Source organism: Rhodococcus sp. F64268 (assembly GCF_023015605.1).
Taxonomy (GTDB): domain Bacteria; phylum Actinomycetota; class Actinomycetes; order Mycobacteriales; family Mycobacteriaceae; genus Rhodococcus.
The window spans coordinates 139623-164058 of sequence record NZ_JALKAI010000003.1; the positions used below are offsets into that span (position 1 = coordinate 139623).

20 protein-coding genes and 1 pseudogene are annotated in these 24436 nt (G+C 65.8%); 8 read left to right on the forward strand and 13 right to left on the reverse strand.

Annotation, left to right across the window (positions count from 1 at the left end):
- Window positions 1-32 precede the first annotated feature (32 nt).
- The 3 genes from ilvC to MWU77_RS09165 are packed head-to-tail and all read right to left on the reverse strand — an operon-like array spanning window position 33 to window position 3522.
- Window positions 33-1034, reverse strand: a complete 1002-nt coding sequence (gene ilvC, locus MWU77_RS09155) for a ketol-acid reductoisomerase (protein ID WP_206039570.1) — start codon at window positions 1032-1034, stop codon at window positions 33-35.
- Window positions 1035-1084: 50 nt separating this feature from the next.
- Window positions 1085-1588 carry an acetolactate synthase small subunit gene (ilvN, locus tag MWU77_RS09160; RefSeq protein ID WP_169686092.1) on the reverse strand — a complete coding sequence of 168 codons (504 nt, stop codon included), beginning with the start codon at window positions 1586-1588 and terminating at the stop codon, window positions 1085-1087.
- Window positions 1585-3522: an acetolactate synthase large subunit gene (locus MWU77_RS09165; protein WP_169686090.1), complete on the reverse strand. Its 1938-nt coding sequence runs from the start codon at window positions 3520-3522 to the stop codon at window positions 1585-1587. The genes ilvN and MWU77_RS09165 overlap by 4 nt, the downstream gene beginning before the upstream one ends.
- 263 nt (window positions 3523-3785) lie before the next feature.
- Here MWU77_RS09165 and MWU77_RS09170 point away from each other — a divergent pair, with 263 nt between their 5' ends.
- Both MWU77_RS09170 and ilvD read left to right on the forward strand, forming a co-directional pair.
- On the forward strand, window positions 3786-4304 hold the full coding sequence (locus MWU77_RS09170) for a PH domain-containing protein (RefSeq protein WP_169686838.1): 519 nt from the start codon (window positions 3786-3788) through the stop codon (window positions 4302-4304).
- Window positions 4305-4413: 109 nt separating this feature from the next.
- Window positions 4414-6255 carry a dihydroxy-acid dehydratase gene (gene ilvD, locus MWU77_RS09175; protein WP_169686088.1) on the forward strand — a complete coding sequence of 614 codons (1842 nt, stop codon included), beginning with the start codon at window positions 4414-4416 and terminating at the stop codon, window positions 6253-6255.
- A 67-nt stretch (window positions 6256-6322) separates the two neighbouring features.
- On the opposite strand, the gene MWU77_RS09180 is transcribed toward ilvD, so the two are convergent.
- Window positions 6323-7066, reverse strand: coding sequence for a DoxX family protein (locus tag MWU77_RS09180; protein ID WP_247273505.1), 744 nt, complete (start codon window positions 7064-7066; stop codon window positions 6323-6325).
- A gap of 76 nt (window positions 7067-7142) precedes the next feature.
- Between MWU77_RS09180 and MWU77_RS09185 the strand changes: the two genes are divergently transcribed.
- Entirely contained in the window at window positions 7143-8288 is a 1146-nt protein-coding gene (locus MWU77_RS09185; RefSeq protein ID WP_374229842.1) for a sorbosone dehydrogenase family protein, read from the forward strand.
- Here MWU77_RS09185 and MWU77_RS09190 read toward each other — a convergent pair.
- The 3 genes from MWU77_RS09190 to MWU77_RS09200 are packed head-to-tail and all read right to left on the reverse strand — an operon-like array spanning window position 8255 to window position 12080.
- Window positions 8255-9484, reverse strand: a complete 1230-nt coding sequence (locus tag MWU77_RS09190; protein ID WP_169686082.1) for a cation:proton antiporter — start codon at window positions 9482-9484, stop codon at window positions 8255-8257. The genes MWU77_RS09185 and MWU77_RS09190 overlap by 34 nt on opposite strands.
- A gap of 25 nt (window positions 9485-9509) precedes the next feature.
- Window positions 9510-11021, reverse strand: coding sequence for an Asp-tRNA(Asn)/Glu-tRNA(Gln) amidotransferase subunit GatB (gene gatB, locus MWU77_RS09195; RefSeq protein WP_247273506.1), 1512 nt, complete (start codon window positions 11019-11021; stop codon window positions 9510-9512).
- 27 nt (window positions 11022-11048) lie between these two features.
- A complete protein-coding gene (locus tag MWU77_RS09200) occupies window positions 11049-12080 on the reverse strand; it encodes a 6-phosphofructokinase (RefSeq protein WP_169686079.1) in 1032 nt (343 codons plus the stop codon).
- A gap of 20 nt (window positions 12081-12100) precedes the next feature.
- Between MWU77_RS09200 and MWU77_RS09205 the strand changes: the two genes are divergently transcribed.
- A complete protein-coding gene (locus tag MWU77_RS09205) occupies window positions 12101-12256 on the forward strand; it encodes a hypothetical protein (protein ID WP_169686077.1) in 156 nt (51 codons plus the stop codon).
- Here the strand turns inward: MWU77_RS09205 and MWU77_RS09210 are convergent.
- Window positions 12243-12938, reverse strand: a complete 696-nt coding sequence (locus MWU77_RS09210) for a response regulator transcription factor (protein ID WP_308198780.1) — start codon at window positions 12936-12938, stop codon at window positions 12243-12245. The two genes, MWU77_RS09205 and MWU77_RS09210, sit on opposite strands and share 14 nt — an antisense overlap.
- 80 nt (window positions 12939-13018) lie before the next feature.
- A complete protein-coding gene (locus MWU77_RS09215) occupies window positions 13019-14206 on the reverse strand; it encodes a sensor histidine kinase (RefSeq protein ID WP_169686836.1) in 1188 nt (395 codons plus the stop codon).
- A 152-nt stretch (window positions 14207-14358) separates the two neighbouring features.
- Here MWU77_RS09215 and MWU77_RS09220 point away from each other — a divergent pair, with 152 nt between their 5' ends.
- Window positions 14359-15063 (forward strand): hypothetical protein, encoded by a 705-nt coding sequence (locus tag MWU77_RS09220; RefSeq protein ID WP_247273507.1) that lies wholly within the window; start codon window positions 14359-14361, stop codon window positions 15061-15063.
- A 131-nt stretch (window positions 15064-15194) separates the two neighbouring features.
- On the forward strand, window positions 15195-16460 hold the full coding sequence (locus MWU77_RS09225; RefSeq protein WP_247273508.1) for an alpha/beta-hydrolase family protein: 1266 nt from the start codon (window positions 15195-15197) through the stop codon (window positions 16458-16460).
- 70 nt (window positions 16461-16530) lie between these two features.
- On the opposite strand, the gene gatA is transcribed toward MWU77_RS09225, so the two are convergent.
- Entirely contained in the window at window positions 16531-18006 is a 1476-nt protein-coding gene (gene gatA, locus MWU77_RS09230; RefSeq protein ID WP_169686074.1) for an Asp-tRNA(Asn)/Glu-tRNA(Gln) amidotransferase subunit GatA, read from the reverse strand.
- Window positions 18003-18302 carry an Asp-tRNA(Asn)/Glu-tRNA(Gln) amidotransferase subunit GatC gene (gene gatC / locus MWU77_RS09235; protein ID WP_169686072.1) on the reverse strand — a complete coding sequence of 100 codons (300 nt, stop codon included), beginning with the start codon at window positions 18300-18302 and terminating at the stop codon, window positions 18003-18005. The genes gatA and gatC overlap by 4 nt, the downstream gene beginning before the upstream one ends.
- A gap of 344 nt (window positions 18303-18646) precedes the next feature.
- On the opposite strand from gatC, the gene MWU77_RS09240 reads away from it, so the two are divergent.
- The gene (locus tag MWU77_RS09240) at window positions 18647-19297 is read left to right on the forward strand and encodes an amino acid-binding protein (protein WP_169686070.1); all 651 of its coding nucleotides are present in this window, start codon (window positions 18647-18649) and stop codon (window positions 19295-19297) included.
- A gap of 4 nt (window positions 19298-19301) precedes the next feature.
- On the opposite strand, the gene MWU77_RS24950 is transcribed toward MWU77_RS09240, so the two are convergent.
- Window positions 19302-21797 (reverse strand): helix-turn-helix transcriptional regulator, encoded by a 2496-nt coding sequence (locus MWU77_RS24950; protein WP_247273509.1) that lies wholly within the window; start codon window positions 21795-21797, stop codon window positions 19302-19304.
- A gap of 385 nt (window positions 21798-22182) precedes the next feature.
- On the opposite strand from MWU77_RS24950, the pseudogene MWU77_RS09250 reads away from it, so the two are divergent.
- Window positions 22183-22983 (forward strand): annotated as a pseudogene (locus MWU77_RS09250) (IS5 family transposase); the annotation flags it as partial.
- Between the two features lie 10 nt (window positions 22984-22993).
- On the opposite strand, the gene MWU77_RS09255 reads toward MWU77_RS09250, so the two are convergent.
- A complete protein-coding gene (locus MWU77_RS09255; protein WP_247273510.1) occupies window positions 22994-24376 on the reverse strand; it encodes a glutamate decarboxylase in 1383 nt (460 codons plus the stop codon).
- Window positions 24377-24436 lie beyond the last annotated feature (60 nt).

The window sequence follows — 24436 nt, forward strand, 5'->3', positions numbered from 1 at the left end:
TGGTGCACCGGGCCGCCGGAAGCCCGGACCGACTATGCGGTTTCGGTGATGGGGCGATCGACCCAGCTCATCAGGTCGCGCAGCTTCTTGCCGGTGACCTCGATCGGATGCTCGGCGTTGGCCTTGCGCAGACCCTCGAGCTCGGTGTTGCCGTTCTCGACGTTTGCGACGAGACGACGGGTGAACTCACCGGACTGGATGTCCGCGAGGATCTCCTTCATGCGCTCCTTGGTGCCCGCGTCGATGACCCGCGGACCGGAGAGGTAACCACCGAACTCCGCGGTGTCGGACACCGAGTAGTTCATGCGGGCAATGCCACCCTCGTACATGAGGTCGACGATGAGCTTGAGCTCGTGGAGAACCTCGAAGTAGGCCATCTCAGGGGCGTAGCCCGCCTCGACCATGACCTCGAAACCGGTCTTGACCAGTTCTTCGGTGCCACCGCAGAGGACGGCCTGCTCACCGAACAGGTCGGTTTCGGTCTCTTCCTTGAAGGTGGTCTTGATGACGCCGGCGCGGGTGCCGCCGATGCCCTTGGCGTAGGACAGTGCCAGCGCCTGACCCTCACCCTTGGGATCCTGGTGCACTGCGATCAGAGCCGGAACACCCTTGCCGTCGACGAACTGACGACGCACGAGGTGACCGGGACCCTTCGGCGCGACCATGCCGACGGTGACGTTCGCCGGAGCCGTGATCAGGTCGAAGTGGATGTTGAGGCCGTGGCCGAAGAACAGCGCGTCGCCGTCCTTCAGGTTGGGCTCGATGTCATCCTTGAAGATCGACGCCTGCGCGGTGTCGGGAGCGAGCACCATGATGACGTCGGCCCACTCCGAAACCTCGGCGGGGGTGCCGACGGTCAGGCCCGCTTCTTCGGCCTTGGCCCGCGACTTGGAGCCCTCCTTCAGGCCGATGCGAACCTCGACGCCGGAGTCGCGCAGGCTCAGCGAGTGCGCGTGCCCCTGACTGCCGTATCCGATGACCGCGACCTTACGGCCCTGGATGATCGACAGGTCGGCGTCGTCGTCGTAGAACATCTCGACTGCCACAGTGGTTACCTCTTTCAGAAAATATGGGTGTGTTCAGGCTAACGGGTCGCCGTGATGGACTTCGGACCGCGTCCGACCGCAACGACTCCGGACTGCACTATCTCGCGGATGCCGTGCGGTTCGAGCATGCGCAACAGCGCATCGAGCTTGGACCGGGTGCCGGTGGCTTCGATGGTCAGCGACTCGGGCGAGACGTCGATCACCTTGGCGCGGAACAGGTTCACTGTCTCGATGACCTGTGTGCGCACGCTGGCATCGGCGCGCACCTTGATCAGCAGAAGTTCGCGGGCGACAGATGCCTCGTCCTCCTGCTCGACGATCTTGATGACGTTGACGAGCTTGTTGAGCTGCTTGGTGACCTGCTCGAGGGGGAACTCGTCGACCGTCACCACGATCGTCATCCGGGAGATCTCCGGGACCTCGGTGCCACCGACGGCGAGCGATTCGATGTTGAAGCCGCGCCGCGAGAACAACGATGCGACTCGGGCCAGCACGCCCGGCTTGTCCTCGACGAGGACACTGAGGGTGTGGCTCGTGCTCACTTGTTTTCCTCCTCGGCGGCAGCCTGCTCACTGCGCGCACGGTCGCGCTCGATGGTCTCGTGGATCACGGTGGGGTCGTCGGCGGAGTCGTCGTCGAACAACGGACGGATGTCGCGGGCAGCCATGATCTCGTCGTTGCTGGTTCCCGCAGCCACCATCGGCCACACCTGGGCGTCCTTGCCGACAATGAAGTCGATGACAACGGGACGGTCGTTGATGGCCTGGGCCTGGCGGATCGCGTCCTCGACGTCTTCCTCGCGCTCGACACGGATGCCCACGCAGCCGAGCGCCTCGGCCAGCTTCACGAAATCGGGGATACGCAGGGTATGCGTGGACAGGTCGGTGTTCGAATACCGCTGCTCGTAGAACAGCGTCTGCCACTGGCGCACCATGCCCAGGTTGCCGTTGTTGATCAACGCGACCTTGATCGGCACACCTTCGACCGCGCAGGTTGCGAGCTCCTGGTTGGTCATCTGGAAGCAGCCGTCGCCGTCGATCGCCCAGACCTCGGCCTCGGGCTTACCCATCTTGGCACCCATCGCAGCGGGCACCGCGTAGCCCATCGTGCCGAGGCCACCGGAGTTCAGCCAGGTACGCGGCTTCTCGTAGTCGACGAACTGCGCAGCCCACATCTGGTGCTGACCCACACCTGCGCAGTAGATCGCGTCAGGTCCGGCGAGCTTGCCGACGGCCTGGATCACGTACTGCGGCGAGAGAGTGCCGTCGGTATGCCGGTCGTAGGACAGCGGGTACGTGCTACGGAGGTCGTCGAGGTAGACCCACCACTGCCCGTACTCGAGCGTCGTGCCTGTCGCGAGGTCGGCACGGACCGCTTCGAGCAGCTCGACGATGACCTCCTTGCAGTCACCGACGATCGGCACGTGGGCGTGCCTGTTCTTGCCGATCTCCGCCGGATCGATGTCGGCGTGGATGACCTTGGCGTCGGGAGCGAACGTGTCGAGCTGACCGGTGACGCGGTCGTCGAACCGGGCACCGAGAGTGATGAGCAGGTCGCTCTTCTGGAGCGCCGCCACGGCTGCGACGTTGCCGTGCATGCCGGGCATCCCGCAGTGCAGCTCGTGACTGTCGGGGAATGCACCACGCGCCATGAGTGTGGTGACCACGGGGATCCGGGTCAGCTCAGCGAGCTCGAGCAGCTCCGCGGAGGCGTCGGCCTTGATCACACCGCCACCGACGTACAGGACGGGGTTCTTGGAATCGGCAATCAGGCGCGCGGCCTCGCGGACCTGTTTGCCGTGCGGCTTGGTGACGGGACGGTAGCCGGGCAGATGCATCTCCGGCGGCCAGCTGAACGTGGTCTGCGCCTGCAGGATGTCCTTCGGTATATCGACGAGCACAGCGCCCGGCCGACCCGAGGACGCCAGGTAGAACGCCTCCGCGAGGATGCGGGGGATGTCGGTGCCTTCGGTGACGAGGAAATTGTGCTTGGTGATGGGCATCGTGATGCCCGAGATGTCGGCCTCTTGGAACGCATCGGTACCGATCAGCGGACGCCCGACCTGGCCGGTGATTGCAACGACCGGGACCGAGTCCATCTGCGCGTCGGCGAGCGGGGTGACCAGGTTGGTCGCGCCCGGGCCGGACGTCGCCATGCACACACCGACCTTGCCGGTTGCCTGCGCGTATCCGGTCGCCGCGTGGCCTGCGCCCTGCTCGTGACGGACGAGCACGTGGCGCACGCCCTTCGAGTCGAAGAGCGGGTCGTACACGGGAAGAATCGCACCACCGGGAATACCGAATACCGTGTCGACCTCGAGCTCTTCGAGAGCCCGGACTACGGCCTGGGCACCGGTGACCCGCTCGGGGGCTACCGAGCGTCGGCCGGCGGGCTGTGTCGCGGCCGCTGCGGGAGTCGGGCTTGCAGACCCCGGCTTCCGCGGCGAGGGTTGAGGACGTGCGGTTGGTGCGCTCACTACGAATTCCTCTGATTCTGGCTCCGGGCAACAAAAAACCCTCGTCAGCATTGTGCTGTACGAGGGTGGCGCGTCGTGGGCGAGTTGCAATAAGCGGCTCAGGCGACGACGCGCCGGCCGATTACGAGCAACCCATTCTGATTCACGCGATCGACGGTAGGCGCGTGGAGTAGAACAGTCAACTTGGTTCGGTCACTGTCCCAGAATGTGAGATGCCATGGCTGCGGTGAGAAGATGGTGAGGTGTCATCTCCACAGCAGCCCGTGCCACCGAGCCCATCCTCCCACACTCCCGAGCCCACGACCGAACCGACGACGCAGGTCATCCAGATCTCGCGGCTTTCTTTCCTCGCGTGCGGCCTCCTGTTCCTCGCGGTGCTGTCCCCCGCAATGGCGTGGCCCGCCGCCTTCTCGTGGATGCTGGTGATCCCAATCCTCGTCGTCGCATGGGTACTGCGGGTACGCACCGTCGTCGGACCCGACGGCATAGTCGCGCGCGCGACGTTCTCGACGACGAGAATCGGCTGGGATTCACTGAAAGGCATCCGATTCCCCAAACGCGGCTGGGCACGCGCGACCCTCACCGACGACACCGAGGTCGCCCTTCCCGTGGTCACTTTCGGGCGCCTGCCTCAACTGGCCGAGGCCAGCGGCGGACGGATCACCGACCCGTACGCGGCAGCTCGGGAGGCTGAGCTCGCGGAAGCGGACAAGGAACCGGAGGACGACGACGTGATATCCGATACACCGGCCGAGTCCGAGTCGGATCCGGGTAGCAAATAGCACGGGAGTAGATTCGAACTCGTCGCGCCCCAGTCCCGTCACAGCCCGGCAATCGGGGCGCACCAGGTCAATGCGCCGCACCACAAAGCCCCGTCAAGGAAGTCAGCCCATGCCCCCGTTGAGGTCACGCACCACCACCGTCGGACGTAATGCAGCCGGCGCGCGCTCCCTGTGGCGCGCCACCGGCCTGACCGACTCCGATTTCGGCAAGCCGATCGTCGCCATCGCGAACTCGTACACCCAGTTCGTTCCCGGCCACGTCCACCTCAAGGACGTCGGTGAGATCGTCGCCGACGCCGTACGGGCCGCGGGTGGCGTCGCACGCGAGTTCCACACGATCGCCGTCGACGACGGCATCGCCATGGGCCACGGCGGAATGCTGTACTCGCTTCCGAGCCGCGAGATCATCGCCGACTCGGTCGAATACATGGTCAACGCACACACCGCCGACGCACTCGTGTGTATTTCCAACTGCGACAAGATCACACCCGGAATGCTCAATGCGGCCATGCGCCTGAACATCCCGACGGTGTTCGTCTCCGGCGGGCCGATGGAGGCAGGCAAGGCCGTCGTCGTCAACGGTGTGGCGCAGGCACCCACCGACCTGATCACCGCGATCTCCGCGTCCGCGAGTGAAGCTGTCGACGATGCCGGTCTCGACGAGGTCGAGCGCAGCGCGTGCCCCACGTGCGGTTCATGCTCGGGCATGTTCACCGCGAACTCGATGAACTGCCTCACCGAGGCACTCGGTCTCGCATTGCCGGGCAACGGATCGACTCTCGCGACCCACGCGGCGCGTCGTGCGCTGTTCGAGCGGGCGGGCACCACCGTCGTCGAGGCGGCACTGCGTTACTACCGCGACGAGGACGACTCGGTCCTGCCCCGCAACATCGCTACGCCCGCTGCGTTCCGTAACGCGATGGCCCTCGACGTCGCCATGGGCGGTTCGACCAATACGGTGCTGCACACCCTCGCCGCGGCGCAGGAAGGCGAGGTCGACTTCGATCTCTCCACGATCGATGCGATCAGCCGCAAGGTGCCGTGCCTGGCGAAGGTGTCACCGAACTCCGATTACCACATGGAGGATGTGCACCGGGCCGGCGGAATCCCCGCGATCCTCGGTGAACTCCGCCGCGGCGGACTGCTCGAGACCGACGTGCACACCGTCCACACCGAGAGCTTCGATCAGTGGCTCGACGACTGGGACATCCGCTCCGGCAAGGCCACGGACGAAGCACTCGAACTCTTCCATGCCGCTCCCGGCGGAGTGCGCACCACCGAACCGTTCTCGACCGACAACCGCTGGTCGTCGCTCGACACCGACGCCGTCGGCGGTTGCATTCACGACATCGAACACGCCTACACCGTCGAGGGCGGACTCGTCGTGCTGCGCGGCAACATCGCCCCGGACGGCGCGATCCTCAAGACCGCAGGCATCGACGAAGACCTCTTCCACTTCGAGGGCCCCGCCTTCGTCGTCGAATCCCAGGAAGAAGCGGTCTCGGTGATCCTGGGCAAGAAGATCAAGCCCGGCGACGTCGTCGTCGTGCGCTACGAGGGACCTGCCGGCGGCCCGGGCATGCAGGAGATGCTGCACCCCACGTCGTTCCTCAAGGGTGTCGGACTCGGCAAGGTGTGCGCCCTGATCACCGACGGACGCTTCTCCGGCGGTACGTCGGGGCTGTCCATCGGTCACGTCTCCCCCGAGGCAGCGTCGGGCGGCGTCATCGGCCTGATCGAAAACGGCGACCGGATCCGCATCGATGTGGCGACCCGCGCCCTCGAGGTGCTCGTCGACGACGATGTGCTCGCCGAGCGTCGCGCGAAGATGGAGGCATCGGAGCGTCCGTGGCAGCCCGTCGACCGTGAACGCACGGTCTCGAAGGCACTGCGCGCCTACGCGGCACTGGCCACGTCCGCAGACAAGGGAGCGGTCCGGCAGCTGCCGTAGTCCCTCAGCTGACGAACAGGCCGCCGCGATCGTCCGATCGTGGCGGCCTGTTCTCGTCCGGACGGGCTCAGCGGCCGAAGATCCACAGACACACACCCGCCGCGACCCCGAGAAGCAGCGCGACGAACGACCCGAGGAACGGGCGGGTCGCCCACTTGCGGGGGCCGTCCACGGCGATCCGGCCCGGACCGGTGAGGGTGAGCGACACCGCGGCGGCCACGAGAAGCGCTTCGAACTCGAATCCCGTCTGCTCGCTCGCGAAGAACTGCAGACCGGGTTCGAGTTCGTGTTTGAACAACACCGCGTTGATCATGATCGCGACGATCGCCGCTGCGGCAAGTGGCGTCAGCAGGCCCAGCACGAGGAAAGCACCCGCCGCGAGCTCACCGGCAGCGGCGACGATCGCGAGAATGTTCGGCTGCTGGTATCCGGCCTCTCGGAGCGTCTCCTCGAACCCGTCCAGGCCGGGACCTCCCCACAGTCCCACCAGCTTCTGCAGCCCGTGGACGATGAGGATTCCGCCGACCGCGAGCCGCAGGACGAGAAGGCCCAGGTCGAGAGTTCCGCGACGGGCTTTGACGACGGGCGGTTGCCCGGTGTCCACCGGACCCGCCGCAGCAGGCTGGTGAATCTGCTCGGTCGGCGCCGCGTAGGGCGCGCTGTACCCGGAATTGTCGAGTGCTGAATTGTCGAAGCCGAGATCGTCCTCGGATTCGAGCATCGAGGGACGTTCCCGGCGCATCTGCAACGTCGGGTCGTCGAAGGGACTCGAACCTGTGTCCGGCGCGCCGCCGGTTTCCTTGTCGGCCACGGTTCCAGGGTAGGTCTCCGAGCCGCCCGTACCCGGCATACGCGCCGCCGCGCGTCGTCCCGGTAACGTTTGCTGCATGACGAGGGGCGCGCGGTCGGCAGGTTCGTGGAAGATGCGTACGAGCGCGGTGGCCCTCGCGATCGGGGTGCTTGTCGTTCCGTCATGCGCACAGTTCGACGACGCAGCCACCACCCCGTTCACCTCCGCCCCGTCGTTCGACGCGGGGGGCGTCGCACCCGAGCAATCACCGAGCACGACCACCACACCGAGCACACCGCCGGTCCCTCCTGGACCGTGTGTCGATCCCGATCCCGCCGTGATCGCTACCTGCCTCGATACCACCGGCGGTCTGATCGCTCTCCCCGACGGCAATTCCGCGCTCGTGACCGAACGGCGCACGGGCCGTATTCTGCGGGTCACCGTCGGTGAGGAACCCGTCGAAGTGGCGACTGTGCCCGTCGACGGCTCGGGAGACGGCGGGCTGCACGACGTCGTTCTGTCGCCCACGTACAACGAGGACCGCCTGCTCTACGCCTACATCACCACGCCATCCGACAATCGGGTGGTGCGAATCGCGGCGGGCGACGTTCCCAAGGACGTCCTGACCGGGATCCCGCGCGGCGCCACCGGAAATGCGGGGGCACTCGAATTCGTCTCGCCGACCGAACTCGCGGTCCTCACCGGCAATACGGGGGATCCGGCCGCTGCGGACAACCCTTCGTCGCTGGCCGGAAAACTCCTGTCGCTTCCGCTGCCCGCGCCCGGCGCAACGGCGGCACCGACCGTCACGCTGTCCGGTGTCGGTGAGGCCGGGGACGTGTGTCGTGATCCGAGCGGCAACCTGTGGATCACCGACCGCACCGTGCTCGAGGACCGGTTGCAGCGGGTGAGCATGGACGGCGCGGCAGCAGCCGGGCCCGCGTGGACCTGGCCGGAGAAACCCGGAGTCGCAGGATGTGCCGCGTCCCCCGAGGGTCTCGCGGTGTCACTCACGGGAGGGAAGGCCGTGGCAGTACTGCCGATCGATCCCGGAACGGGTGCTGTGACGGCCGCGCCGACCGTCACGCTCGAAGACCGCTACGGCATGCTGCGTGGTGCGTCCGCCGGACCCGATGGCCTGCTGTGGGTTTCGACCGTCAACAAGTCGGGCGACGAACCCGGGCCCAACGACGACCGCGTCATTCGGATTCAGTTCCCCGCCGGTGGTGGCGGATTCGACTGACGGTCCGCGCCGGCGGTTTCCCGACGCTCGGGTAGCAGCCCGGCAAGCGTCGGCATGATCAGCACGGTGATCGCTCCAGCGGCGACCAGGATCGACGCGCTGGCAGTGGACATGTGCCCCGCCGACACCGCGACACCCGTGACCGCGACGATGAGCGGCAGACCTGTCGTGGAATACAACGCGATCTGCAGCTGCTCGGACGTGGCGAACCGAATTCCGTTCTCACCCCGATCGAATCGCGACGCGACGAACACCGGCACCCCGCGCACGAGCACCAGGAGCACGAGGAATGCGATCAGCACTCCGGGTTCGCTCGCGACCGCGCCTACGTCGATGGCCATTCCGGAGGTGACGAAGAAGACGGGGATCATGAATCCGTATGCGAGGCCGTCCAACTTCGACTCGAGCTGCTCATCGCCCTTGGGAACTGCCCGGCGCAGAATGAAGCCGGCAGCGAACGCGCCGAGGATCACATCGAGATCGAACACTGCGGCCACCGCAATCAGTCCGACAAGCAGCAGCATCACCAGCCGGACCGGTGTCTGTGCGGTGGTGTCCGATGTACTGCGGACGAACTGCAGAAACTGCGACCCCTCCCGCAGGGCCCATCGGGGCAGGACCGCGACGACCACGGCTACAAGGGCGAACACGGCCAGGACGATGAGGGATCCGAGCGCACCGCGCGTCCCCAGCAGCACTGCCATAGCGATCACCGGAAGGAGCTCACCGACCGCCCCGTGGTTGAGCACCGAGCGGCCCAGCCGGGTCGCGACGAGACCGCGGTCGGCGAGGATCGGCAGCAAAGTGCCCAATGCCGTTGACGTGAGTGCGATTGCCACAGCGACGCCGGCATGTACGACACCTGCCGAAGACAACACCGCGACCGCACCGGCGGCGAGACCGAAACACACCATCCAGGTGATGAGTGCGCGGCGTCCACCACGCCCTGTCAGTTCCTTGGGGTCGATCTCGTAGCCCGCGAGCAGGAACAGCAGTCCCAGTCCGAGTTCGCGCAACATCTCGATCTCGCTGTCGACCGACGCGATCCCGAGCGCGTACGGCCCGATCACGACTCCGGCGGCGAGCAGCAGCACGACCTCGGGTACGAGTCGACGCGGCAGCACACCGGCAATGAGCGGCGCGAGGACCGCCGCCACCGTGATCCAGAGGAGCGAGGTGGCGACGGCAGCGTCCATGGATCGCTACATTAGCGACCCAAGATCAGCTGCACGCGGCGATCACGAGTTCCTTGACGCGGGCAGGGTCGGCCTGTCCACGAGTTGCTTTCATGACGTCGCCCACGATCTTGCCTGCGGCCGCAACCTTGCCCGAGCGGATCTTGTCGGCGATGTCAGGGTTCGCGGCAAGTGCCTCGTCGACGGCGGCCTGAAGCTTGCTGTCGTCGCGCACGACGACGAGTTCGGGGTGCGCCTCGAGGATCTGTGCGGGCTCGCCCTCGCCTTCGAGAACGTAGTCGACGACCTTGCGCGCGAGCTTGTTCGTCAGCTTGCCCTCGGCGACCAGCGCGATGACCTGTGCGAGTTGCGCCGGGGTGATGGGCAGCTCGACGAGTTCGACGCCGCGGGTGTTCGCCTGCTGAGCGAGGTAGGCAACCCACCACGACCGTGCTTCGGACGCGGGCGCTCCGGCCTCGGTGGTCGCGATGACCAGTTCGAGAGCACCCGCGTTGACGAGATCGCGCATCTCCTCGTCCGAGACACCCCAGTCGGCCTGGATACGCGCGCGGCGCAGCCACGGCAGCTCGGGCAGGGTTACGCGCAGCTCCTCGATCCATGTGGCGTCCGGCGCGACCGGCTCGAGATCGGGCTCCGGGAAGTACCGGTAGTCTTCGGCGGTTTCCTTACGGCGACCGGGAGACGTCGTGCCGTCGGACTCCTGGAAGTGGCGGGTCTCTTGAATGACCTCGCCGCCACTGGTCAACACGGCGGCCTGGCGGCGCATTTCGTAGCGGACAGCGACCTCGACGGACTTGAGCGAGTTGACGTTCTTCGTCTCGGTGCGGGTGCCGAATTCCTTCGCACCGATCGGCATGAGCGAGATGTTGGCGTCGCAGCGCATCGAGCCCTGATCCATCCGGACGTCGGACACATCGAGTGCCTTCAGCAGATCACGCAAGGCCGTGACATAGGCGCGAGCCACCTCGGGGGCACGCTCTCCTGCGCCGGTGATCGGCTTGGTGACGATCTCGACGAGCGGAACACCGGCGCGGTTGTAGTCGAGCAGCGAATGGCTGGCACCGTGGATACGTCCGGTGGCGCCGCCGACGTGCAGCGACTTGCCGGTGTCCTCTTCCATGTGGGCGCGCTCGATGTCGACTCGCCAGGTGGTGCCGTCGTCGAGAACGACATCGAGGTAGCCGTCGGTGGCAATCGGTTCGTCGTACTGCGAGATCTGGTAGTTCTTCGGCTGATCCGGGTAGAAGTAGTTCTTCCGCGCGAACCGTCCCCACGGGGTGATCGAACAGTTCAGCGCGAGGCCGATTCGGATTGCCGATTCGACCGCCTGCTGGTTCACCACCGGCAGGGCACCGGGAAGGCCGAGGCAGACCGGGCATACCTGCGTATTCGGCTCGGCGCCGAACTCGGTCGGGCACGGGCAGAACATCTTGGTGGCGGTGTGCAGCTCGACGTGCACCTCCATGCCCATCACGGGCTCGAACTTCGCGAGCACGTCGTCGTAGGCGAGCAGGTCAGCAGACACGGAGGCAGTCATGCTCACGATTTTAGACGGCCACCGGTGTCAGCCGAAGATGACCCGCATCTCCTGGTAGCGCTCGTCCGGGACGTACTTGGGATCGGCGAGCGCCTCCTCGAAACCGACTCGGGCGATGTCTGTGCCGTGCAGGGCGACCATATGCCCCCATTCTTCGTCTGCCACCAGGTCGGTGACGGCCATCCCGAGCCTGGTGGCGAGGACCCGATCGAACGCGGTCGGGACGCCACCGCGCTGGATGTGCCCGAGCACCGTCGCACGCGTCTCGATCCCGGTGTGTTCCTCGATGAGCGGTGCGAGCACCTCGGCGATGCCACCGAGGCGGGGCCGGTCGAATCCGTCGAGTCCCTTGGTGGAGTGGGCATGCGTCATTTCGGGCAGGGTGAAACCTTCCGCGACGACGACCATCGGTGCGCGACCCCGGTCTCGCACACTGGTGACCCATTCGCAGATCTGCTCGAGACTTTCGGGTTGTTCGGGAATGAGAATGGCATGCGCTCCCCCGGCAGTGCCCGAGTGCAATGCAATCCATCCGGCGTGCCGTCCCATCACCTCGAGCACCATGCAACGCTTGTGGGAGTTCCCGGTGGTCCGAAGTCTGTCGATCGCGACGGTGGCGATCTCGACAGCAGTGTCGAAGCCGAATGTGTAGTCGGTGCGGCTGAGGTCGTTGTCGATCGTCTTGGGAACCCCCACGATCCGGATGCCTTCCTCGAACAGACGTTTCGATGCGGACGCGGTGCCTTCACCACCGATGGCGACGACCGCGTCGATACCGAGCCGGTCGAGTGTGGCCTGAATGTTCTGCGCTCCCCCGTTCGGTCCCTGATACGGGCCGAATCTGCTCGTACCCAAGATGGTGCCACCCTGCTGGGCGAGGCCCCGAACCCGGCTGCGATCCAAGGGGATCACGTCACCGTCGACAAGCCCCCGCCAGCCGTCGAGAAATCCGACGAACTCCTGGGCGTGCACCTCGGTTCCCTTCAGGACCGCCCCGCGGATCACCGCATTGAGTCCGGGGCAATCGCCGCCGCTGGTGAGAATGCCGATCCTGGTCATTCGCCGAAACCTTCCGCCGCGTGGAATCGTGCCGTCTCGACATCCTGCCCGCTGAGGGCACCGACGGCATGTCGATCGGACATCACCACAGTTCCCGCGACCCTGCCCGCTTCCCGCGGCAGCAGCTGCTGATGTGGGAAGCCGACGACCGCGCGGGAAGGTTCAGCCCGGAGTGACGACACCGGATTCGTAGGCGAGGACCACTGCCTGAGCGCGATCGCGGAGGTGCAGTTTGCCGAGCACCTTCCCGACATGGGTCTTGACCGTCTGCTCTGCGACGAACAGTTTCGCGGCGATCTCCTGATTCGACAGGCCGTGTGCGATGAGTTCGAGAACCTCGAGTTCACGCGGGGTCAGGACGTCGAGCGCACGGGCGCGACCACGCGCAGGCGCACGCCGACTGGTGACGTCGGCAATGAGTCTGCGGGTGACCGTCGGCGCGAGCAGCGCCTGTCCCTCGGCGACCACGCGAACGGCCCGGACGAGTTCGTCGGCCGGCGCATCCTTGAGCATGAACCCGCTTGCACCCATTCCAAGTGCCTCGTACACGTACTCGTCGAGGTCGAAGGTCGTGAGCATCAGCACGCGAGTCTTCGGTTCGCGTGTGTCGGCGAGGATCCGACGTGCCGCGTCGAGACCGTTCATTTCGGGCATCCGCACGTCCATCAGCACGACGTCGGGGCGCAACCTCGCCACTTCGGACACCGCGGTGCGCCCGTCGGGCGCATCGCCGACTACGCTGATGTCGTGCTGCGCCGCGAGCAGCGCACCGAAACCCTGCCGCACCATGGCCTGGTCGTCGGCGATGAACACCGTGGTGGGTGCGGACGCTGGGGCGAGGGAGGTCGGCTCGGTCACGGCCACAGCCTAGTACCGCATTCGTGCGTTGATCTTGTTGCAGCCCCGGCGAGTGCGGTTCGGGGAGGACTGCGGACGCGTCATACTGCGACGACCGTAGGCAGCACCGCGTGGACCTCGAATCCGCCGTCGGGTCGCGGATGCGCAACGAGCCGGCCACCGACCGTTGCTGCGCGCTCTCCCATACCCCTGATGCCACTGCCCCCGTTCCGATCCGACAGCACCACCGCCTCCACGGCCTCCGTACGCGGGCCGTTGGTCACGGCCATCTCCACTGTGCCGGGGCTCCATCGGATGCGGACGTCGACCGCTGCACCCGGAGCATGCCGAGCACTGTTGGTCAACGATTCCTGGAGGATCCGGTACACCGCCAGACCCACACCGTCGCTGACGCCGACCGGCTCACCGGTGATCTCGGTGTTCAGCCGCACACCGGCACGTTGCGACGCGGCAAGCAATTCACCGATTCGCTCGACGCCGGGTTGCGGTTCGTTCTCCGGGGTGTAACCGTCACTGCGCAGTACACCGAGCAGGCTGCGCACCTCATTGAGTGCTTCGCGGGCGGTCGCGCCCAGGGAGTCGAATTCGGCTCGAACCTCGTCGGTGACGTCGGTCAACCGATAGGGGGCACTCTGCGCTTGCACGACAACCATCGACATGTGGTGGGCGACGATGTCGTGGAGATCGCGCGCGATACGCGCTTTCTCCTCCAGTACCGCGCGGCGCGCGCGCTCGAGTTCGCTGACCTCCTCCTCGTGGGCCAGTTGCCGCCGCGAGATCACCAACCAGCGCACCAGTAGACCGAACACGACGAGGGCGGTGAGCCCCACCATCCAGCCCCATCCGTCGTCTCCCGGCATGTACAGGAAGAACAACAGCACCGTCGCGATCCACACCACGAGCACGACGCGGATCTCTTCCAGAACGGACACGGCGAGGACGAGCGCGAGGAGCACGATGATGTGCACTACCTGCCAAGGGTAGGTGTAGTCCCCGACCCTCTCGAACGCCAGCGGGATCACCAGCGCGGCGAGTGCGGTGACAGCCCAGCCCAACGCCGGGCGGCTGAACACGAACACGAACGGGAACACTGCGAAGCCGGCGACGAGCGGCATCAGCTGCGGCATCGTGTCGTGGGTGAGTGGCAGTGTCGGCCACGCAACCGCATACAGGATCAGCGTGACGACGACTGCGATGACCGTCGGCCAGCGACCGCGTCCCAGTTTCGCAGTGGTCTTCACTGCGGAGGTCGCTCCGGTACGCATCATCGTTTTCACGCCCTCCACGCTAGGAGTACGTGTCTTGCCTGTCCTCATACCTGAGAGTGAGTTCGCAGCAACCCTGCGGTATGAGGATGGCTTCCCGGAACCACTCCCGCGCGTGATCCGGCGTGGTGGAGGTCGTTCATACCGTCTGAATCATGATCAACCGAACCGCAACACGCCGCACGGCGGCCACCGTACTACTCGGTGCCGGGGCCGCTCTCTGCGTCGGTGCCGCATCCCCCGCGAGTACCGCTACGACCGCGGACCCGGCAGTTGCGGCTACCGTCGCCGCACTTGTGGCCGACGATACTGTCGGTGCGCTCGCGGCGTTCCCGGACGGCTTCGCCGAGGTCATGGGATACCACCCGTCGATCGAACCGGGCAACACCATCGACGGTGTACTCACCGACCCGGACGGTGACTGCTCGTCACCTGTCGCGCTCCCCTCGGATTTCGAACCTGCGTGCCGTAGCCACGATCTCGGGTACGACCTGCTCCGGTATGCACGCGACATCGGCGGCGAGCTCGGGCCGCAGGCCCGGCGCGACCTCGATGCGCACCTGCAACGGAACCTCAACGCCGCGTGCGCGACCGGGACGAGCGAAGCGACGGGTGATGTCACCGGGGCGAGCGAAACGACGGGTGAGGCCACCGAGGCGAGCGAAGTGACGGGTGAGGCCACTGCCGTTGTGGAACCCAGGTGCGACGTGATGGCGGGAATCGCCTCTGCGGCGGTGCAGATCAACTCGTGGCGCCAGGGTTACCGCCTTCCCGAATCCGAATCGCCGATGCCCTATCTGGCTGCAGCCGGTGCGGCGGTCGTCGCGGGCAGCACTTTCCTGAGGAGGACGAACCGGTGACGATCGACCTGACCCACCCCGCACCGGCGGCTGATAATCCGGGTGGGGATACCCCACACCCTCGTACCCTATTCCCTCACAAAGCTTTCGGACCCCGCCTGGGCTCGACTGTGGCCGCGACCCTCGCGGCTGTGGTCTCGCTCGCACCGTCGCTGTTGCCGAGGGACTCCCTCACCCAAGGGGTCCTCACCGGGGTCCTCATCGCAGTCGCACTTGCAGTCACGGCGTTGAGTCGACGCCTTGTGCCCCATCGGGTTCGAGCGCAGCACGGTCCACGCGAGGCGGAGGCCCGCTGGCTCGCAGCAGCAGTCGCGACTGCAATGGTCGCGGTGAGTGCGACGTGGGCGCATCACTGGCAGAACGCACTTCGTGCCGCGATGGAGGTGGCACCGATCGGATTGCACTACTGGCTCGAAGTACTCGCCGGAGCCGTCGTGACGGCATCGATTCTCGTGGGAGGCGCCACAGGCATCCGCACCCTGGTCCGAATGGCCGGTCGTACGCGCTCGATCGCGGCATTGGCGACGGCAGCGATCCTTCTCGCGTGGGGTATCACCTCGGTCGTCTCCCCGTCGCCGGATACGGCATCGGCATCCACTCCGGTAGCCACGCTCGACCCTGGGGTGTCCGGCTCCCCCATCTCACTGGTGAACTGGAACAGTCTCGGCACGCAAGGGCGACGATTCGTCTCGATCGAATCCTCGGGGTCGCCCGTGCGGGTCTACGTCGGGTTGGCTGCAGCCGCAGACGATGAGTCGCGCGCGGCGCTCGCGGTCCGGGAACTCGAACGCACCGGCGGGTTCGAACGGGAGCACCTTGTCGTCGCGATTCCCACCGGGTCCGGGTGGGTCGATGCCAATGCTGTGCAGGGATTCGAGGACCGCTGGGGCGACGACGTCGCCATCGCGGCACAGCAGTACTCGGACACGCCGAGCTGGGTCACGTTCGTCTTCGACCGCGACGCAGCCTCCCGGTCCGCCCGGGCGCTTGTCTCTGCCGTGCGCGAGCACATCGCCACGATGCCTCCCGATCAGCGACCCGACCTGCACGTATACGGACAGAGCCTCGGCTCGATCGGTGGCAGCGCTGTGTTCGACGACATCCAACCGGGCCTGTGCGACGCACTGTGGGCGGGTCCGCCGGCCGGATCGGTGCGCACCGACGGGGCGACGGTGCTGGCGAACACGTCGGATCCCGTCGTGTGGTGGCAGCCGTCGCTGTTGTGGTCGCCACCGGATCTGTCGCGTGCGGTGCAGGACGCGCCCGTACCGACGTGGCTGCCGGTGGTGGGGTTCCTGCAGACCACCGTCGACCTGTTCACCTCACTCGACTCGGCTCCAGGACACGGGCATCGCTACGGAACCGAACAGGCGCAGTGCGAACCGGCGGTGTCGTAGCCGCGCCGATGCGAACCGGCGGTGTCGTAGGCACAGGCCCACGGCACCGCCGGTCGGTCGATCGGAAAAGTCAGGCGACGATCGGTCCGCGGGCAGCTTCGAATGCCGCTCCGACACGGTAGAGCCGCTCATCGGCCAGCGCGGGAGCCATGATCTGCAGCCCGACGGGCAGTCCGTCGTCCGCCGACAGGCCCGATGGCACCGACATCGCGCAGTGACCCGCCAGGTTGGTCGGCAGGGTGCACAGGTCGGACAGATACATCGCGAGCGGATCGTCGACCTTCTCGCCGAGCTTCCACGGGGTAAACGGGCTCGTGGGCGAGACCAGGACGTCGACCTGTTCGTAGGCCTTGTCGAAGTCCTGCGCGATGAGCGAACGCACCTTAAGCGCCTGACCGTAGTAGGCGTCGTAGTAGCCCGACGACAGTGCGTAGGTGCCGATCATGATGCGACGCTTGACTTCCTTGCCGAATCCGGCGGCGCGGGTCGCGGCCATGACCTGCTCGGCACTCATCGAACCGTCGTCGACGCGCATGCCGTACCGCATTGCGTCGAAACGAGCGAGGTTGGACGACACCTCCGAGGGCAGGATCAGATAGTAGGACGCGAGTGCGTACTCGAAGTGCGGACACGACACCTCGACGACCTCGGCACCGAGCTTGGTGAGGGTCGCCACGGCAGCGTCGAACGACGAAATCACACCGGGCTGGTAGCTGTCGGAATGCAGTTCCTTGACGACGCCGATCTTCATGCCCGACAGGTCGCCGGCTGCACCCTGTCGCGCGGCCTCGACCACGGGACGAACCGCTGCGTCGACGGAGGTGCTGTCGCGAGGATCGTGTCCGGCGATCACCTCGTGCAGCAATGCAGTGTCGAGAACGGTGCGACCGCACGGACCACCCTGATCGAGCGAAGATGCGCACGCAACGAGACCGAAACGCGACACCGTGCCGTACGTGGGTTTCGTCCCGACCGTCGCAGTGACGGCTGCAGGCTGACGGATCGAGCCGCCGGTGTCGGTGCCGATGGCGAGCGGCGCCTGATACGACGCGAGAGCGGCCGCGGATCCGCCACCCGATCCGCCGGGGATCCGCGTGGTGTCCCACGGGTTGCGGGTGGGTCCGTACGCTGAGTTCTCGGTGGATGATCCCATCGCGAACTCGTCCATGTTGGTCTTGCCGAGAATCGGGATACCCGCCTGACGGAGCTTCGTCGTCAGTGTCGCGTCGTAGGGCGAGACCCAGTTCTCGAGGATTTTCGAGCCGCACGTGGTGGGCATGTCGGTGGTGGTGAACACGTCCTTGAGCGCGATCGGAACGCCCGCGAGGGCCGACGCCGGCTTCTCGCCTGCAGCCACCGCACGGTCGACGTCGGCTGCGGCGGCGAGTGCCTGCTCGGAGCCGACGTGCAGGAACGCGTTGTATTCACCGTCGACCTCGGCGATCCGGTCGAGGTGCGCCTTCGTGACCTCCACGGAGGACACCTCGCCGGCGTGGATGCGTGACGCGAGCGTGGCGGCGTCGAGTTTGGTGAGATCGGTGCTCATTCGCCCTCCCCCAGGATCTGCGGGACGGCGAAGCGTCCTTCTTCGACAGCGGGAGCGCCGGACAGAGCCTCGTCGGGCGTGAGTCCGGGCAGCACGACGTCGGCACGGGTCACGTTGGTGACTGCGTTCGGGTTCGCCATGGGCGCCACATCGTCCGCGGCAACCTCGGAGACCGCCTTGACGTGGCTGAGGATGGAATCGAGCTGGCCGGAGAACTCGTCGAGTTCCGCATCGGTCAGCGCAAGGCGGGACAACCGGGCGAGGTGCGCAACCTCGTCACGGGAAATGGCAGGCACCGTAGGTGGCCCCTTTCCGGTGGTGATGGATCATCTGGCGTTCGAACGTCCTGTCCAGGGTAATGCCCCACCGTGGCGGCCGTGTACTCGGTTCGGGCACCACCCGAATCGGCCCGCTGCATTGCACATGGGGGAAACCTTTGTTTCATTCATGTGACGCCGCCACCTATGACCGGGCATTTTCCGGCGCTAGGTCACGATTCCCCCGACGAGCGTTCCTACGCGCGCTGCGCGAGTGAAAAGATGGACGATGCCGGGGGTTCCGACTGCTGTCATGGTTGTGCGACCTGCACCCCTGGGCCGGCGTGTTCACGCGTCGGCGAAGAATGTGGGAAAGGACGCACGTGTCGTACCTGCTACGTGTCCAGCTTCCCGACCGTCCCGGTAGCCTCGGCGCACTCGCGTTGGCTCTGGGTTCGGTCGGCGCAGACATCCTGTCGCTCGACGTGGTCGATCGTGGTGCCGGCTTCGCCATCGACGACCTCGTGGTCGACGTGGAACCGGGGAAGCTGCCCGACACTTTGATCACCGCCGCGGAGGCCTTGGACGGCGTCACCGTCGACTCGATCCGCCCGTACGCGGGCATCCTCGACACTCACCGCGAGCTCGAGCTCATCGATCAGGTTTCGGCGGCACGCGACGACCGCCTGCAGGTGCTCGTGGATGGCGCGCCTCGTGTACTGCGGGTGAGTTGGGCCACTGTCCTCGGAGTCGGGGCGCACGGCACGTACCGCATCGTCGGAAGTCCCGGGGCTCCGGAAACACGGCCCGCCGACACCCCGTGGATGCCTCTCGAGAAGCCGGCACTGCTCGATCATGAAGCCGAGTGGGTGCCTCGATTGTGGCGGGACATGGACACGATGCTCGCGGCGGCGCCCCTTGGCAGATCGGATCGAGTTCTCATGCTGGGAAGGCCGGGCGGTCCCGAATTCCGGCCATCGGAGGTTGCGCGGATGGGCTACCTCGCGGGAATCATCGGCACGGTGCTCGGCTGACTTTTCAGTCGAGCACCAACCGGCGAGCAACCGCGATCGCGTCCCGACGGGAGTGCACACCCAGTTTGCGGTAGAGCGACCGCAATTGGGTCTTGACGGTATTGAGACTGACGAACTGTGCCTCAGCGATCGTCCCAGCATTGCCACCTGCGACCAGTGCTTCGAGAACTGCCGATTCCCGCGGGGTCAGCCGCACCGTCGGCTGTGTCGTGCGAAAGGTGCCGAAGTCGAGCGCGATCTGTTCCAGATCGACCGGGAGGTCGACACCGAGATCCGTGATGTTCCGAACCATCGACGGAGCAAGGCCGGTGAACGGCCTCAGCATCCCGGTCTGTCGCGACAGCGCGGCGGCACGGAACATGCAGCGGCGAGCATCGTTTCGCCTGCCCAGCGCGCATGCTGCTGCCGCGCCGACAACGGCTAGCTCCATCGACACCCGCGGTGGGCAACTCGGGTCGTCGCGATAGTGATGCCCGATGGCCTCGGCGCCTACGGGATCGCCGGCGAACAGGCGGACCCGTGCACGCGCAGCTGCCGTGAGCGTGTCGGTCGACCGCGCCACGACTCGCCGAGCCTCGTCCGGGCGACCGATCGCCAGATTGAGGTCAGCGCGGACCGCATCGAGCAAGTGGCCGGACATCCCGCCGTACAACCGGGAAAAACGCTTGATCTCGGACTCGATGTACTGCAGGCCGTCGGCGGGCAGTCCGGCGAGAAGTGCGTGCTGCCCGTTCGCATACAGAGTGAATGCCCAGACTTCCTCGTTGTCATCGGGTGATCCCAGCTCCGTGAGGATGTCGAACGCGCCATTGGGATCGAGTCGGTCCAGGGCGACGAGTGCCGACGCGACCAGGCCAGGTGACCTCACGATCGTCTCCTCGGCGGGCGGCAGCGGCCCATGCCGATGCTCCTCGTCGATCCAGAGTCGAGCCTCGGTGATCGAACCACGTAGCGCGTGGGTCAGCGCGAGCACACCTGCGGCGGTTCGCTCGACGAAGGTGGCGCTTCCGAGACGATGAGCAAGCCGGAGCAACACCGGCGCGTCATCGATGCGGCCCGCGAGCAGGTAGGTGAACCCGACGTGCAGGTGATCGAGAGCCCCGGCGTTCGGTGTGGCGACATCCGGGGCCTCGGATGCCTGCAGCAGCTCGCCGGCAGCATCCTCACACGCCGCGGCCGCCTCCGCGAAGTGACCTCCGAGGCGCAGATCGATCGCCCGCATCAGTGTTGCGGCGGGCTCAGGCAAGGAGGCGGGAGGACGCTCCCCGTCGACGATCGACCCAGAAATGTCGCGAGGTTCGGTGAGCCGGCGATGCAGCCGCCGGATTGCCGCCACTGTCGGATCGTTCTCGACGACTCCGACCGGAATCCTGTTCACCAGGGCCTCGCTGACGGTGAGAAGGAATCCACCTGAGTACAGGGTGGCCCAATGTTCCGCCACTATCGTCACCGCACATTCCCAATTGCCACTTTCCACCGCTTGTACGAGGGCGTTGTGTGCGTTCGAGTGCTCCAGCCAGAATCGGATCAAGGTGGTCCGGGTGCCCCGGAGTTCGTCGGAGCATTCGGCCTCGGCCGTGCGTAAGAGCGATTCTCGAACGGCGCCGGGGTACGTCCGCATCGACAGGTCGGTTCCCGGTTCCGATTCGACCATTCCGGCAGACTCGAGTGCGTCGACGAATTCCACGGGGTCCACCACCGAAGGCAATACTCCCGCGGACGAAGCGAGCGGAGTCGCGATGGCGGCCGACATCAGAACGGATCGAAACCGCGACGCAAGCGGGGGGTCGATGGCAATAGCTCGCAGAATTGCGGTGTCGACAGCCGTGTCCATGAGGCGATCGATACGATTCTCATCGTCCGGAACCTGCACACTGTCTGCCTTCAGCACCTCACATACGGCTTCGATGAGCGCCGGTGCTCCTCCCGTGCGTCGCACGATTCGCCGAACCACGCGAGAACCGTGCGGCACCGCGGATGCGCGCAGAAAAGCGCTGACCTCCCTATCGGTGAAGGCAAGTACATCGGAGGTGAGCATCATCCGGCCGGGAACACTGTCGACGTGACGACACCATTGTCCCGCAACTCGTGTTGTGACAACGACTCTCAACCGCGGGCACCGGGCGAGCAGATCACCGACATGTTCCTCGACCGACTCGACCGCACCGATTCCGTCGAGAATCAGCACAATCGGGCGGTGCTGCGCCACGAGAAGCGAACGCAACTCCTCGAAACCGGCACCGCAGTGGTCCGGTGGTGCACTACCGAGGTACGCGCACACGGAGCGTAGGACGGCGGACCAGTAATCGTCCTTCGTCACATCGGCCGATGGCGCCTCCACGAAGACCGGGACCGCAGCGGAAATGGGATCCGCCATGAGCCATGTGCGAACCAATGTGGTCTTACCGGCGAATCGGTTGCCGTACACCACAATCAATGTTGCCGAACTCGACAGCAGTGAGAAGAGTCGGCTGCGAAACAGTGGCAGTACGTGGGGCACCTATGCGAAATCCTTCTGCTCGGAAGGTGCGTAACACCACCACAGGCCCGCATCTTCAATCCCGCAATCGAGCTTACGCAGAGCGTAACAACAACGGGGACGAATTGCCGTGATACGGAGCGAATGCAGAAAACCCTTTGCTCGCGACCGATGTCGAATACTTTTCACCCGGCTGATCCACCGGATTCCTCGCAGCGGATAGCGACGCGCGGGAAGGCGTCCAGGCGAACAGCCTCCCCGCGCCGACGATCAGTGAGGTTTTCTCACCAGGAGTTCGCTGACGGCGGCCGGGGACATTCGGGCGGTGTGGCGTGAGATGAGGACGTGGGGTCCTACCTGGTAGAGATCGTTTCGACCAAGAAGCAATCCCGAAGCAGGACCCCACGTGATTTCCTATCGTGCCACGCTCGACGTGCCCGAGCGCACCCTGGCCTTCGTCGCCAGTGCCCTGGCCGCGCATCGCACCCGAGTCGACCGCCGACCATGGCAGCGGGCCGCAACCGTCTACGTCCAGGCGGTAATGGTGCTCCGCTGGTTCCGCGACGGCACCGACGTCGCCGCCCTGGCGCGCGATGCCCGAATCTCGCCGGCAACCGCCTACCGATACCTACACGAAGGCATCGACGTGATCGCCGCCCACGCCCCTGACCTGCACGAGGTCCTCGCCCACGGGAGTGCATCCGGGTCGGAACACGTCGGACTCGACGGCACCTTGATCGCCGCGACCCGATGCCGGGAGCGCTCCGAAGCCGGACACGACTTGTGGTACTCGGGCAAACACCGCCGACACGGCGGCAACATCCAGGTCCTGACCGACCCGACCGGCTACCCGGTCTGGGTCTCCGACGTCGAACCCGGCTCGGTTCACGACATCACCGCTGCTCGACTCGGCGGAGTCCTCGGCGCCCTCTATGAGGCCGCCACCGGCGGGATGCCCACCCTTGCCGACAAGGGTTACACCGGTGCCGGGATCGGTGTCCACACGCCGACCAAGGGCCGCGACCTCGATGCCGGCACTCGATGCCGCAACACACTTCTGTCCGCGATGCGCGCTCCGGCGGAACGTGCGAATGCCCTGCTGAAGACCCGCTGGAAGGCCTTACAACGAATCAGTCTGTGTCCGTGGAGGATCGGCACGATAACCGCTGCCGCCCTCGTGCTTCTTCACCTACAAGCCCCCGCCTGGCGAGAAAACCTCAGTGTGCGAAACCCCTCGCGGTGTGTCCCCTGCCCACTCCGGCACGCAGATGCTCGACCACATCCTTGATCGACACGGCAAGCTTGTATGCGAGGTCGCGGCTGAAACCCTCCCTCAGGACCACCCTCAACACAGCAATTTCCTCGGCGTCGGCGGGCATGGTGTATGCGGGAACCTGAAAACCACGGGCACGCAGTTCGTGAGAGATGTCGAAGACAGTGAATCCCGGATCCCCCACCAGCCGGAACGAGAGAACGGGTATCGCTGACCCATCGGTGATGATCTCCATGTCGTCGATTCCCGAGATCTCGCGCGACAGCATCAATGCGGTGTCCCGCAGCGATTCCATGATCTGGGTGTAGCCGGCGACCCCCAGCCGGATGAAGTTGTAGTACTGGCCGACCACTTGGTTACCTGATCGAGAGAAATTGAGCGTGAAGGTCGGCATGTCCCCGCCGAGATAATTGACCCGGAACACAAGATCCTCCGGTAGGTGTTCCTTCGACCGCCACACCACGAATCCGATTCCCGGATAAGTCATTCCGTACTTGTGGCCGCTGACATTGATAGAGACGACACGGGGAATACGGAAGTCCCACTCCAGATCCGGATGCAGGAACGGGACCACGAATCCCCCACTTGCCGCATCGACATGCAACGGGACATCCGGTCCGCCGTCCGCAGCAACCTCATCGAGAGTTGCAGCGATATCCGCGACCGGCTCGAGTTCACCGGTGAACGTCGTCCCGAGAATTGCCACCACACCGATGGTGTTCTCGTCGACGGCATCGCGGACCTGTTCCGGAGTGATGACGTACCGACCCTCCTCCATGGGCAGATACTTGGGTTCGACGTCGAAGTACCTGCAGAACTTCTCCCAGACGACCTGGACGTTGCTACCCATGACCAGATTGGGTCTGGCGGAGTCCTGACCCGCCGCGGCGCGCTTCTGCCGCCACCGCCATTTGAGCGCGAGGCCCCCCAACATCACAGCTTCGGACGACCCCACGGTCGAGACGCCGGTCGCCGACATCGGATCGGTCGGGGACAGACCCTCGGCATGAAAGAGTGCCGCCACCATGTTCACGCAGCGGGTCTCGATCTCTGCCGTAGCCGGGTACTCGTCCTTGTCGATCATGTTCTTGTCGAAGGTTTCCGCCATGAGGCGGTCGGCCTGTGGATCCATCCACGTAGTCACGAACGTCGCAAGGTTCAGGCGCGAGCTTCCGTCGAGCATCAACTCGTCGTGGATGAACCGATACGCCGCCTCGGGCTCGGTTTCCGTCGTCGGGAGCCGTAGCGCCGGAATCGGGTCGGTTCCGAGACGCCCTGTGTAGGCAGGCGCGAGCGTCTCCGAAGGGGCGGCAATGTGATCTGACATCTCTTCCTCCGATACTCGGCATCGAATCTCTGTCCGATCCGATTCCTGTTGTGGACTGGA

Excerpts from the sequence above, each read along its gene's own strand:
- ilvC (WP_206039570.1), bottom strand. The coding sequence starts at position 1,034 with ATGTTCTACGACGACGACGCCGACCTGTCGATCATCCAGGGCCGTAAG.
- ilvD (WP_169686088.1), top strand. The coding sequence starts at position 4,414 with ATGCCCCCGTTGAGGTCACGCACCACCACCGTCGGACGTAATGCAGCC.
- MWU77_RS09185 (WP_374229842.1), top strand. The coding sequence starts at position 7,143 with ATGACGAGGGGCGCGCGGTCGGCAGGTTCGTGGAAGATGCGTACGAGC.
- MWU77_RS09190 (WP_169686082.1), bottom strand. The coding sequence starts at position 9,484 with ATGGACGCTGCCGTCGCCACCTCGCTCCTCTGGATCACGGTGGCGGCG.
- gatB (WP_247273506.1), bottom strand. The coding sequence starts at position 11,021 with ATGACTGCCTCCGTGTCTGCTGACCTGCTCGCCTACGACGACGTGCTC.
- MWU77_RS09200 (WP_169686079.1), bottom strand. The coding sequence starts at position 12,080 with ATGACCAGGATCGGCATTCTCACCAGCGGCGGCGATTGCCCCGGACTC.
- MWU77_RS09215 (WP_169686836.1), bottom strand. The coding sequence starts at position 14,206 with ATGATGCGTACCGGAGCGACCTCCGCAGTGAAGACCACTGCGAAACTG.
- MWU77_RS09220 (WP_247273507.1), top strand. The coding sequence starts at position 14,359 with ATGATCAACCGAACCGCAACACGCCGCACGGCGGCCACCGTACTACTC.
- gatA (WP_169686074.1), bottom strand. The coding sequence starts at position 18,006 with ATGAGCACCGATCTCACCAAACTCGACGCCGCCACGCTCGCGTCACGC.
- MWU77_RS09255 (WP_247273510.1), bottom strand. The coding sequence starts at position 24,376 with ATGTCAGATCACATTGCCGCCCCTTCGGAGACGCTCGCGCCTGCCTAC.